The organism is Fructobacillus durionis, from assembly GCF_900112405.1.
GTDB lineage: Bacteria > Bacillota > Bacilli > Lactobacillales > Lactobacillaceae > Fructobacillus > Fructobacillus durionis.
Map to the genome: position 1 here is coordinate 1 of NZ_FOLI01000009.1, position 11,793 is coordinate 11,793.

Annotated in this window: 11 protein-coding genes and 2 tRNA genes; 5 read left to right on the forward strand and 8 right to left on the reverse strand. The window is 42.6% G+C overall.

Annotated features, from left to right (window positions below; genetic code table 11):
- The 4 genes from BMZ93_RS06155 to mutY form a co-directional block, all read right to left on the reverse strand.
- Positions 1-73 (reverse strand) — tRNA-Thr (locus tag BMZ93_RS06155).
- Positions 74-143: 70 nt separating this feature from the next.
- A tRNA-Leu gene (locus BMZ93_RS06160) sits at positions 144-226 on the reverse strand.
- 90 nt (positions 227-316) lie between these two features.
- Positions 317-1,465 (reverse strand): AI-2E family transporter, encoded by a 1,149-nt coding sequence (locus BMZ93_RS06165; RefSeq protein WP_091503228.1) that lies wholly within the window; start codon positions 1,463-1,465, stop codon positions 317-319.
- Positions 1,465-2,496, reverse strand: a complete 1,032-nt coding sequence (gene mutY, locus BMZ93_RS06170) for an A/G-specific adenine glycosylase (RefSeq protein WP_091503230.1) — start codon at positions 2,494-2,496, stop codon at positions 1,465-1,467. Before mutY ends, BMZ93_RS06165 begins: the two co-directional genes overlap by 1 nt.
- A gap of 95 nt (positions 2,497-2,591) precedes the next feature.
- On the opposite strand from mutY, the gene BMZ93_RS06635 reads away from it, so the two are divergent.
- Positions 2,592-2,735, forward strand: coding sequence for a hypothetical protein (locus BMZ93_RS06635; protein WP_200769372.1), 144 nt, complete (start codon positions 2,592-2,594; stop codon positions 2,733-2,735).
- 125 nt (positions 2,736-2,860) lie between these two features.
- Complete coding sequence (locus BMZ93_RS06175; RefSeq protein ID WP_091503232.1) at positions 2,861-3,529, forward strand: phosphatase PAP2 family protein; 669 nt, start codon at positions 2,861-2,863, stop codon at positions 3,527-3,529.
- Between the two features lie 47 nt (positions 3,530-3,576).
- Here the strand turns inward: BMZ93_RS06175 and nrdF are convergent, their stop codons facing one another.
- The 4 genes from nrdF to nrdH form a co-directional block, all read right to left on the reverse strand.
- On the reverse strand, positions 3,577-4,545 hold the full coding sequence (nrdF, locus tag BMZ93_RS06180) for a class 1b ribonucleoside-diphosphate reductase subunit beta (RefSeq protein ID WP_091503234.1): 969 nt from the start codon (positions 4,543-4,545) through the stop codon (positions 3,577-3,579).
- A gap of 2 nt (positions 4,546-4,547) precedes the next feature.
- Positions 4,548-4,988, reverse strand: coding sequence for a class Ib ribonucleoside-diphosphate reductase assembly flavoprotein NrdI (locus tag BMZ93_RS06185; protein ID WP_091503236.1), 441 nt, complete (start codon positions 4,986-4,988; stop codon positions 4,548-4,550).
- Between the two features lie 142 nt (positions 4,989-5,130).
- Positions 5,131-7,302, reverse strand: a complete 2,172-nt coding sequence (gene nrdE / locus BMZ93_RS06190) for a class 1b ribonucleoside-diphosphate reductase subunit alpha (protein WP_091503238.1) — start codon at positions 7,300-7,302, stop codon at positions 5,131-5,133.
- 95 nt (positions 7,303-7,397) lie between these two features.
- Entirely contained in the window at positions 7,398-7,628 is a 231-nt protein-coding gene (gene nrdH, locus BMZ93_RS06195) for a glutaredoxin-like protein NrdH (RefSeq protein ID WP_091503240.1), read from the reverse strand.
- A gap of 416 nt (positions 7,629-8,044) precedes the next feature.
- Here nrdH and BMZ93_RS06200 point away from each other — a divergent pair, with 416 nt between their 5' ends.
- The 3 genes from BMZ93_RS06200 to hflX all read left to right on the forward strand — a co-directional run bounded on the left by BMZ93_RS06200 (position 8,045) and on the right by hflX (position 11,654).
- Positions 8,045-9,484 carry a hemolysin family protein gene (locus BMZ93_RS06200; RefSeq protein WP_091503242.1) on the forward strand — a complete coding sequence of 480 codons (1,440 nt, stop codon included), beginning with the start codon at positions 8,045-8,047 and terminating at the stop codon, positions 9,482-9,484.
- A 149-nt stretch (positions 9,485-9,633) separates the two neighbouring features.
- Positions 9,634-10,311, forward strand: a complete 678-nt coding sequence (locus tag BMZ93_RS06205) for a histidine phosphatase family protein (RefSeq protein WP_091503244.1) — start codon at positions 9,634-9,636, stop codon at positions 10,309-10,311.
- 41 nt (positions 10,312-10,352) lie between these two features.
- Complete coding sequence (gene hflX, locus BMZ93_RS06210) at positions 10,353-11,654, forward strand: GTPase HflX (protein ID WP_091503246.1); 1,302 nt, start codon at positions 10,353-10,355, stop codon at positions 11,652-11,654.
- Positions 11,655-11,793: the final 139 nt, after the last annotated feature.

The following is an 11,793-nucleotide window of genomic DNA, read 5'->3' on the forward strand; positions in this document are numbered from 1 at the left end:
TGCCGACTAACGGACTCAAACCGTTGACCCCCTCATTACTAGTGAGGTGCTCTATCAACTGAGCTAAGTCGGCAAAATTAATACTAGATAATTGTAGCAAATGCTAGCAATTATGACAACCAAATTTTATAAAAATTTGGTTATACGGATGACAGGAATCGAACCTGCACGGATATAATCCACTAGAACCTAAATCTAGCGCGTCTGCCAATTCCGCCACATCCGCATGTCTTAAGCAACTATTAAATAATACTGGAATTATTGCCAACCGTCAAGCAAAATCAACAAAAAAAGCGGTGACTTTGTCACCACTTTTTTATTTCAAATCATCGTCGAGCGATTTAGTTAAACTCGACACCTTAGCCTCATGTCGTTGCGCTTGCTTTAGCTTGAAAATATAAAGAGCAATCGTTCGAATAATCGCGTAGAAAGGAACCACAACAATCATTCCAATCATCCCCCAGAGATTTCCAGCAGCCAAAAGCAAAAGCATAACAGTCAATGGATGAATCCGTAGAGACTTTCCAATCAACGCTGGATAGATAATTGAACCGTTAATCTGCTGAACAATGGCCATCAGAATAACAATCCCAATTAGCATTTTCCAGTTGATTGATAAAGCCACTAAAACAGCTGGGAATACACCAATAAAAGGTCCGACATAGGGAACAATATTAGCAACACCGGCAATGAAACCGAGCAACCAGATATAAGGCAGTCCAATCACACCAAATCCAATTGACATGGCAAAGCCAACAAAAATCATTTGAATTGCCTGGCCCGAAATGTATCGCTCAATCGTACGGTCTAGTTCCTTACCAAGGATTTCAACATCTTCCGCTCGGTTCTTAGGGAAGAACTTTTGAATGGCAGGAAGAAAACGATTGGAGTCTGATAGCATGTAGAAAACGATGATTGGCACTGTTAACGCCCCGATTGTAAAGGATGTAGCAGCTCCCACAACACCGGTCAATGTTCCGGCTGTAATCTTAATAAATGAAGAAGAATACTGTGAAACCGCATTTCGAATATCCTTATCGGATACCGAAAGATTCAGTCGCTTAAACCAAGGTTCATCAATCATGTGTTGCACATAGTCTTGAGCATGATTCATAACGGACGGCATTGAAGTAACTAAATTTGTAATTTCATTTAAAATCAAAGGAACAAAAATCATCAAGGCACCGACAATTACCACCATAAAAACGGTAAAAGTGATAATGACGGCAAATGTCCGAGGTAACTGCCAGGACCCAATCTTAATTTTTTCAATTACTTTTTGAAGGGGTTTCAAACAGTAGTACAAGAAACCCGAAGTAATCAAGGGAATAAAGACCGTTCCACAGAAAACCCCAATGGGCTTCATTAGGAAATCAAAACTGAAGACAATCAAAAGTAAGGTAGCGAGGGCTAAAAGCTCAATTGTCCAGAAGAATACCTGCTTTAGTTTTTCATTTGGAAACATTAAAGTTGCTCCTTCAATTTATCTAAAATTTTATGTTGAACCTTTGGTAATGCAATGGCTTCCTGTTCTTCTACAGATAAGAAACGCTGGCCTTCTTTAAGTTCTGTAGGAACCGCTTTAGCAACTGGCCATATTTCCCATTTACGATGCGAAAACACGTGGGTTATGGGTTTAATTGACAGTTGTTCACCATCAATCTCTTCAATTGAATCAATAGGTCGCAATGGAAGGGTCCAAAAGCCAGCTAATAAACCTGTTTTGGGCCGTTGTTCATACAAAAGTTCACCCTTTTCATTATAAATGACTAAGGCCTGATACCGTTGCAAAACTGGTTTTTTCTTCTTTGTTTTAACCGGATATTGATCTTCAACCCCATCTCGGTAGGCAGCATTGTACTTGCGAACGGGTGAATGCAACGTGTCCGGATCAACCGTCTTCATATAGGACGTTCCGAGGTCCATGATGGCTTGGTTAAAGTCACCGGGACGTTCTGGGTCAACAATGGGCTCAACGGCGTTGTAAAAGACCTTACGCGTCTTAGGTTTAGCAATGTCATCGTCAATTTTCAGCAAGCGTGAAAAAACGCGAAAGAAATTACCATCAATAGCGGGAACCACCTGTTCAAAGGCAATGGAAGCAATGGCTGCAGCAGTGTATGGGCCAACGCCAGGAAGGGCGAGTAAATCATCATAGGACTCAGGCCACTCCCCCTTTAAATCAAAAGCGACGACTTTGGCAGCCTTATGCAGATTTTTAGCTCTTGAATAGTACCCTAGACCTTCCCAAAGCTTTAAAACCTTCTCTTCGGGCGCTTCAGCAAGATCTTGAACGGTTGGTAATTCCTTCATAAAACGGTTAAAGTATGTAATAACCGTATCCACCCGTGTCTGCTGTAACATTAGTTCAGATACCAAAATTCGATAGGGATTATGGTCCACTCGCCAAGGCAAATAGGCCCTACCCTCTTGGTCATACCAAGTTAATAAGTCTTTACGAAAAGCTTTTATTGTTTGCTCGTCCCAATTCTCCATAACCAGTATTATAACACTTGAAAAGCCCCTTTGATTCGGGTATAATCAAATTCTGTACGATAGAATTTTAAAGTTTAAATATAAGGAGTACCACTATGGCAGTCAAGACACCATTGAATTCATTCGCCCGTGGCCGCAAGGTTGGTCATGATGCAAAGAAGAAGCGTCGCCTCGAAGCCGTTGCACAATTGCAACAATGGGCTAAGGGAAAAGATGTTGAACTTCCTAAGACTAAGTAAAGAAAGTTAGCCTCTGGCTAGCTTTTTTTCTTGCCTATTTTTTCTAAAAAACGCTATTTTCCTTGTTTTGTCGCCCTGTAATCTTTATACTAAATGTTAGTAATGAACTACTTGGGGTATCCACTATGATTATTTCAGTAACCAATAAACAGCGCCGTCATGCTCTGCTAGCAGCGCTTCTATTTATCGTCTTAGCCGTCCTAATTGGCACAAACGCCAGCTGGCCCGCGGACATGGACGAATCAGTCCGTTTCTTTATGACAGGCATCCAAACCTCTTATGGTGATGCCATCATGTCAGTTGCCACTTTCTTAGGTTCACCTGCTATGAACCTCTTTTACGGAATTATCTTGGCATTGGTCTTGCTACTCGCTGACTTGAAGTTACCTTCCCTTTGGGTGATTGTCACAATTTTCAGCGGTGTTATCGTAACACAGATTATCAAAGTCATGGTACACCGTGATCGCCCCGTTGGTCACTTGCTAACGGATAGCGGTGCATCATTCCCCTCACAACACGTAACAGCGATGTGGCTCACAGTCTTCATCATGTTCCTCTTGGTAACGCCAAATATTTCATCAGCCTTAATTCGTATCCTAACGAAGTGGTTCTTGATTACTTTGACCTTGATGACCATGCTATCCCGCCTCTACTTCTCAGCACATTTCTTGACTGATACAATTGGGGCTTTCCTACTCGCTTACGTTTGGGTAATCTTCTGTGCATCCCTTTACCCAATGGTCGCGACATTCCTAAAGAAAAAGTTTTGGATGTTCAAAGACCAAGAAGCTTAAAAAGATAAATAAAAAGCGATGACCTTTCGGTCATCGCTTTTTTGTATTTAAATATCGTAATCTGAATCAGACATTGATTCCGCCTCACCCAATAGGTAACCGTTACCAACAGCTGAGAAGAAGTCGTGATTTGATGTTGACGTTGAAATTCCGTTCATCACAACGGGGTTCACATCATCGGCTGAGTCAGGGAACATTGGTTCCTGTCCCAAGTTCATTAAAGCCTTATTCGCGTTATAACGGAGGAATACAAGTACATCATCCGTCCAACCAATTTGGTCGTAGATTTCGTGCGTGAACTGTTCTTCGTTTGAATACAAATCAAAGAGTAGGTCATACATCCAAGCCTTTAGCTCTTCCTGTTCATCTTCGGAAAGCTTCTTAAAGCCGACCTGGAATTTATACCCAACATAAGTTCCGTGCACTGATTCATCACGAAGAATTAACTTAATAATTTCAGCAGCGTTAACCATCTTGTTATGGCCCAAGTAGTATAGGGGCGTGAAGAAACCTGAATAGAACAAGAAAGTTTCTAGAAAGACTGAGGCTGCCTTCTTTTGCAAAGGCGTTCCATTATGGTAGATGTCATTAATCTTGTTCGCCTTGTACTGTAAGAACTCGTTATGATCAGCCCAATCAAAGGTTTCATCAATCTCACTCTTGTCGTTCAGCGTTTCAAAGATTGAGGAATAAGACTTAGCGTGAACAGACTCCATAAACTGGATGTTGTTCAATACCGCTTCTTCCTTCTGGTTCACTGCATCAGCACGCAGTGAAGCCATACCATCCTGTGATTGGAGGGTATCAAGCGTTGTCAGCCCGGCAAAAACCAAGTTATATACCCGGCGTTCCGTATCATCTAGTTCACCACGCCAAACGCGCAAATCGTTAGAGATTGGCACACGCGTATCCAACCAGAACTGCTGAGTTAGCTTTTCCCAAGTTGCCTTATCAAGTGAATCTTCAATGTTATTCCAATTCACGGCCGTATAAGAACCTTGATTAACGTGTTGCATAATTATTCTCCTAACGTCTCTTTGATACGAGCAAAAATTTTCTCAGCCTCTCGCTGTGTTCCTCTTAACTCATAATCACCGATAACTGGTACGTTGTATTTTTTAGCATAGCGTTTTGCTGTCAAAATGTACTGATCATTGAAATTACGATTCCCCGATCCAATGACACCGCGAAGGTAACGAGCATTGTTACCATAATCAACGTAGTCACCCAAACCGTTTGTAAAGATTTCGATTACTTCCGGTCCTGTACCAGTTCCACCGTTCAAATAGGTTGGTACTACAACAACATAGGGTTTCTTTTCGTGGGCAAAGTCATTTTCTTCACCGATTTCAAGAACGGAAAGCTGGTCACCCACCGCTTCAGCCTCAGCTTTTAACTTATTAATAAAGGATTCAGTATTACCCTCAATTGACGTGTATAAAACACGGTATTCAGACATGTAACCTTCTCTCCCTTCTCATATCTCATTGTATATTTATCACAGGCCATTCAAGAGCATAGCCGCAAGATTTAAATTGATTGCACCCGTTAAGGGTACCATATGTACAACAAGCTTCCGCTTGTTTTTTATTTTTTAAGAATTAGATTGAACAAGATTCACACTCGTTCACACCGGCTTCTTGATTATCATCCGTAAAGGTACGAACATAGTAAATCGTCTTGATACCCTTCTTAAAGGCGTAGTTACGCAAGATTGACAAGTCACGTGTTGTCATCTTGTTCGTACGATCATCCTTCCATTCGTAGAGTCCGTCAGGAATCGTTGAACGCATGAAGTATGTCAAAGACATTCCTTGGTCAACGTGTGGTTGTGCGGCTGCATAAACGTCAACAACCTTACGCATATCAGTATCATAAGCTGACTGATAGTATGGAATTGTTTCGTTTGAAAGGCCAGGCGCTGGGTAGTAGACCTTTCCAATCATCGCCTCTTGACGTTCTTCAATTCGGTTAATGATTGGGTGCAAGGAAGCCGTCGTGTTATTCACATATGAGATTGAACCAGTTGGTGCAATGGCGTGACGGTAAGCGTTATACAAACCGTTTTCCATGACTTCCTTCTTCAACTGCTGCCAGTCTTCATGGCTTGGCAAGTGAATGTTTTCAAAGAGCTTGGCAACTTTTTCGGTCTTTGGACCAAAGTCCCTTTCCAAATACTGGTTGAAGTATGAGCCATCTGCATAAGCAGACTTTTCAAAGCCAGCGAAAGTCTCACCACGGTCTTCTGCGATATGCATGGAAGCAATTAATGAATAGTAATTCAATGTTGAGAAGAAGGTTTGAGTGAAGTCCAAAGCCTCTTCATCCCCATACATCATTTGGTTTTGCGCAAAGAGTGCCGCAAGACCCATGGCTCCCAAGCCAACGGCATGCTTCTTCTGGTTACCATTTTCAACAGATGGCACAACGTTTAGGTTTGAGTTATCAGAAACAAAGGAAAGCGCACGAATCATCGCTTCAACAGAAGCACCAAAGTCCGGCGTCTTCATCATGTTTACGATGTTAACGGATCCCAAGTTACATGAGATATCTTCACCCAACTTTGTATATTCCTGTTCATCGTTTAATTCTGATGGTGTCTGCACCTGCAAAATTTCTGAACAGAGGTTTGATGAAATAATCTTTCCATCAATTGGATTGGCAGCGTTCACCGTATCCACGTTCATAATGTATGGATAACCAGATTCCTGCTGCAACTTTGAAATTTCTTCTTCGACTGTTCGAGCGGGAATCATCTTACGACGGATATTCTTGTTCGCTAACAAGTTATCGTATTCTGCCGTCAAGTCAACATAGTTAAATGGTACCCCGTACTCACGCTCAACATCGTCAGGTGAGAATAAAGCCATTTCTTTATTGGCCTTTGTCAATTCGTAGAACTTGTCTGGCACAATCAACCCGAGGGAAAGTGTCTTAACACGAACCTTCTCATCGGCGTTTTCTTTCTTAGTCGCCATAAAGGTCATAACGTCAGGATGGAAGATGTTTAAGTAAACAACACCCGCCCCTTGTCGGGCACCAACCTGTGAAGAGAACGTGAAAGAGTCTTCCAACAACTTCATGATTGGCACAATTCCACCAGCGGAATTAGCAATCCCCATTACCGGCGCACCAGACTCACGAACATTGGACAAGTTAATTCCAACTCCCCCACCCATCTTAGATAGTTGAAGTGCTGAATTAATAATACGTCCGATGGAATTCATGTTGTCCGTTGCTTGCAAAACAAAGCAAGAAACCAATTCGCCACGACGTGCACGTCCCGCGTTCAAGAAGGATGGCGTTGCTGGTTGATAACGTTGGTGAACCATTTCGTTTGCAAGTGACATGGCTAACGCCTCATCACCATTTGCATAGAACAAAGCGTTGGCCGCAAGGCGATCAATATATGACTCAACGTAATAGGCCTTGTCATTTGTCTTTTGTGCATACTGGTTGTAGAACTTAAAGGCAGCCATAAAGGAAGCAAAGTGAAAGTCTTCGCCCTCCAAGAAGGCATAAAGTTCTTCAATGAAAGACATCTTATACTTTTCAATGAAGCCCTTTTCCAAGAAATCGTTTTTAATCATCCAGTCAAAACGTTCTTTTAATGAATCAAACTTTTTCATGTTTGGTTCAACGTTTTCTTCCATGAATGCTTCTAAAGCTTCTTGGTCTTTTTCAAGTTGAATCTGACCGTCTTTTGGAATGTTAACTTCGTTGTTTAAATCAAAATACTTAACATTCGCGAGGTCGATGTCTAATAATGACATGAAATTCCTTTCCGTTGCTTGTACTTAGCAAATTCTTTTTTACTGAAGCAGATCTTATTACGATATGAAATAAAAAGTAGCTACACTAAAAAAGCTTAAGCGGTCAATTGCTTCAAAACAGCGGGTTGGAAACCGGCAAAGGCTTCGCGTCCCGCTACTTGAACAACGGGTGTTTGCTTGAATCCCTGTTCCTTCAATTGAGCGAGGTATTCAGGTTGCTCTTCAATGTTGATTTCCTTGAATCCTAAACCAAGCTGATCCAAGTACTTCTTTGTCATCTTGCATTGAACGCAGTTATTTTTTGTAAAGACCGTGATTTCTGACATAACGTGGTCCTTCTTTCTCTCTATATTTATCGCTGTTTAATCGAGTGTTTAACGTTGATTTAAACAACGGGACAATCTCTAGTTTACTGTTTTAAAAATAGACTTCAAGGTCTAAAGATGTCTGCACAAACAAAAAATTGTAGAACCTTATTAGACTGGCTTTCTATGTTTATTTTGTGCACTTCTATACAAAGCATCGCAACGCCCTAATGTTCGGGTTCTTAGCTTTTTATCACAACTTAGAATTTAATAAAGCACTTATCAGCTCAATAAAAAGGGGAACATCCATTCTGTCATCCCTTGTGAAGAACACTTTGTTACATTTGTCATTGTACGTCATTACCCACTTACTATCGCTGTTTTTTTTGATATAATAAGGGTTAAATAAAGAAATCGAATTGAAAGAGGTATATGTTTTGGATTCAGGTCCTTCGTATTTAATTAATACACTTATTATTGTTTTTATCTTACTACTCGCAGTGCTCTTTACGTTAACAGAGTACTCGTTAGTTAAGGTACGACTCTCAGCTTTACAGGCCCTACAAGACGACCGAGAAAAGCCTTCAAAGAACATCGCTTCTGCCATTCACATGGTTACCCACCTAACAGAGTTCCTATCCACTGCTCAGGTTGGTATCACGTTGACCTCCCTTATCTTAGGTTGGGTCGGTGAAGAAACCGTGGCTGACTTAATTATTCAGTCACACTTGCTCCCAACGGACATGGCAAAGCCAGTTGCTTCCGTGGCCGCCATCGTTATCTTTACCGTTTTGCACGCCGTCTTCACCGATTTGGTCCCAAAGAACATCGCGATTGAAGAACCAATTAAGGTCCTCCTTTTCATTGTTAAGCCAGTCCGTTTCTTCCATATCACTTTATTCCCAATGATTTGGTTGCTTGACCACATGTCAAACTGGGTTACCCACTTACTTGGCTTCCAAGTAACAAACGACGAAGACATTTACTCGCAAACTGAAATTCTTTCTCTATCTAAGAACGCTGCCGAAGCCGGTGAATTAGATACGGAAGATTTGACCTTCATGCAACGTGCCTTTGAAATGAACGATAAGGTTGCCGTTGACGTCATGATTGACCGTACGTCAATGGATGTCATTGATGTTTCGCAGAGCATTGCCGATGGTTTAGATGAATATCTAAAGGTTCGTCACTCTCGCTTCCCCGTTGTTGCAGACGGTGATAAGGATAAAATTCTTGGCTATGTCTTCAACTACGACCTCGTTCGTCAAAGTCGTATCTCAGGCAAAGAGTCTGTTGCGAAAATCATGCGTGATATTCCAGCCGTTCCCGAGAACATGGATCTTCACAACGTCATGGACGAGATGGTTATGAAGCGCTCACCTATTGCAGTTGTCGTTGATGAATATGGTGGTACTGCCGGTATCATCACCGATAAGGACATCTACGAAGAGTTATTCGGCTCCGTTCGCGATGAAATGGATGACCAGTCCGATGAATACATCGAGAAGCTCGGTGACCGCCGTTACAAGGTTTCTGGTAAAACAACCTTGTACGACTTTCAGCGCTACTTCCACACAGACGTGAAGGAACTAGACGACGACGAAGCCGTCACATTAACGGGTTACGTTTTGAAGCGTGACCCTGACTTCCGAACGGGTGATTCATTGCGTATCGCTAATTACAAGGTCACTGCACTCGGATACGAAAACGCCTTTATCCCAGAATTCGCGGTGAAAGAACTTGATGCTGAACCTGTTGCACCATCGTCATCTGAAGATGGTGAGACAAGTACTGATGAACAAGATGATTCAATTGACAAACCAAAGTTCCACCTTCGTGAACGCGATGATCATCACGCAACTTCTGATGATAAATGATCGAAATAAAAAGCAGCCGAATGGCTGTTTTTTTTATTGGCTAATTCATGAATTAAATACCCCCACCATTCGGACTCCCCCTTCTTTCGTGGTAAACTAGGGTTAAACATTTGTTGCAGCATGCAACAAGATCTTTAAAGGAGAAGCGCATGACCGCCATTGATTTATACCTCGTTCGCCACGGCCAAACCTATTTTAATCTCACACGTCGTTTGCAAGGATACTCTGATGCACCTCTAACGGAATCAGGTATTCACGATGGTCATTTGGCCGGCAAGCGGTTGGCCAACGTTCATTTTGCAGGAGCCTACTCGTCTGATTTAACACGGGCCATCCATACTGCTAAGTACCTTCTATCTGAAAACCAAGCTGGTTCGCCCATCTGGCCACAACAGCTACCAGACTTTCGTGAAGAGAATTTTGGTTCCTTTGAAGGGATTGACTCACAAGTTGCTTTAACACAGTTAAACGCCTTCTCAGACACCTTCTATGCCGATTACTCCGACATGATTACAAAACGTGGCATGGCCGAATCGATGAACCTCTTCGCACTAGCTGATCCTTACAAACTCGCCGAAGACTATGATCACTTTATCAAGCGTGTTAAGAACGGTTTTGAATTTCTGTTGAAGGAACACAACGACGGCGACCAAGTCTTAGTGGTGGCCCATGGTACAACTATCCGTGCCATCGTCGATTACTTTGGACACTCTGAATTAGCCATTAAATCAATTAACAACGGTGCAGTAACCAAAATTCACCTCACCGAAGATGGTGGTCGTGTCGATATCTTTAACGATAGTGAAACGGTTTTTAACGTAAAGTAAGACGAAGTCGGCATTCGCCGACTTTTTCAATGGAGAAACAAATGGAAGATTTTAACTCGACCGAAGTAAAAATACGTCCAGTGCTCTTAGCAGCGCTACGACAGGACCAAAAGCAAAACCTCGACTATGAACTAGAAGAACTTGCGAACTTAGCAAGGGCAAACCGCCTGGATCCTGTGGAAACTTATATTCAATCATTGGAACGGCCAAATCCAGCCACTTACTTCGGTAAGGGAAAAGTCGAGGAACTGCGCATTGCTGTGCAAACCTACGATGTGGATTTAATTGTGACAAACGACGAGTTATCCCCATCGCAAATTCGCAACCTTGAAAAAGCCACTGATGCGACAGTTGTTGATCGAACAGGTTTGATTTTAGACATCTTTGCACAACGTGCCCAAACAAAGGTGGCCAAGCTGCAAGTACAGTTAGCCCGTCTACAATACCAGCTCCCCCGTCTCCGCACGTCTATGTCCGTTTCCTTAGATCAGCAGACCGGTGCCGGTGGGGGTGGCTTCACTTCTCGTGGAGCCGGGGAAACCCAACTGGAACAATCACGCCGTCGCTTGACTTCTGAAATGGTTGCAATCAAAAAGGAATTAGCTGAGCTGCAAAAAGACAGTTCCGTTCAAAGCAAGAAGCGTCAAGAATCCGAAATCCCAACAGTTGCTCTCGTTGGTTATACCAACGCCGGTAAGTCAACTTTGATGAATCAGCTTCTAACACGCTTTGGACAAGGAGCCGAAAGCGACCAAAGTAAGCAGGTCTTTGAAAAGGATATGCTCTTTGCAACCCTGAACACGACAATTCGCCAGCTCACGCTTCCTGATAAGTCCCAGTTCCTCCTATCCGATACAGTTGGATTCGTTTCAAAGCTTCCCCACCACTTAGTGGCTGCCTTTGAATCGACTTTGCAAGAAGCCGCACAGGCAGATCTACTACTGCAGGTTGTGGACATTTCAGACCCTCACTACAAGGAAATGATGGCCACTACTGAAGAAACCCTTGAGCGCTTAGGAATCAAGGATAAGGCCATGATTACCGTCTTTAACAAGGCGGACCTAGCCGACCTGTCCTATCCACTTGTTGATGGTGAGGGTGCCATTACAATCTCGGCAAGGGACCGCACCTCCCAAGACGAGCTTTTAAAGCTTGTTAAGAAGGAAATCTTTGCTGACCGGCAAGAAGTGACTTTGCACGTTCCCTTTGCTGATTCAGCGGTTGTTGCCAACATCTTAGACCACCATGAATTATTAGCTCAGGAGTTCGACGAAAACGGTACGGTTCTGACCGTCGCCCTTTCAAGTGAAGAAGTTCAACGATACCAAAAATACATTCAATAAAACATAGAAAAAGCTTTCTAGTAAATTACTAGAAAGCTTTTTTAAGTGAATATTTTTCAAATAAAAAAGCAAGCATCTCTGCCTGCTAAAAGTGATTGTCTAAACGACCTTATTGCCCCTGCTGGGATCGAACCAGCGC

Coding starts and splice junctions, on each gene's coding strand:
- BMZ93_RS06165 (WP_091503228.1), bottom strand. CDS start 1,465: ATGTTTCCAAATGAAAAACTAAAGCAGGTATTCTTCTGGACAATTGAG.
- mutY (WP_091503230.1), bottom strand. CDS start 2,496: ATGGAGAATTGGGACGAGCAAACAATAAAAGCTTTTCGTAAAGACTTA.
- BMZ93_RS06635 (WP_200769372.1), top strand. CDS start 2,592: ATGGCAGTCAAGACACCATTGAATTCATTCGCCCGTGGCCGCAAGGTT.
- BMZ93_RS06175 (WP_091503232.1), top strand. CDS start 2,861: ATGATTATTTCAGTAACCAATAAACAGCGCCGTCATGCTCTGCTAGCA.
- nrdF (WP_091503234.1), bottom strand. CDS start 4,545: ATGCAACACGTTAATCAAGGTTCTTATACGGCCGTGAATTGGAATAAC.
- BMZ93_RS06185 (WP_091503236.1), bottom strand. CDS start 4,988: ATGTCTGAATACCGTGTTTTATACACGTCAATTGAGGGTAATACTGAA.
- nrdE (WP_091503238.1), bottom strand. CDS start 7,302: ATGTCATTATTAGACATCGACCTCGCGAATGTTAAGTATTTTGATTTA.
- nrdH (WP_091503240.1), bottom strand. CDS start 7,628: ATGTCAGAAATCACGGTCTTTACAAAAAATAACTGCGTTCAATGCAAG.
- BMZ93_RS06205 (WP_091503244.1), top strand. CDS start 9,634: ATGACCGCCATTGATTTATACCTCGTTCGCCACGGCCAAACCTATTTT.
- hflX (WP_091503246.1), top strand. CDS start 10,353: ATGGAAGATTTTAACTCGACCGAAGTAAAAATACGTCCAGTGCTCTTA.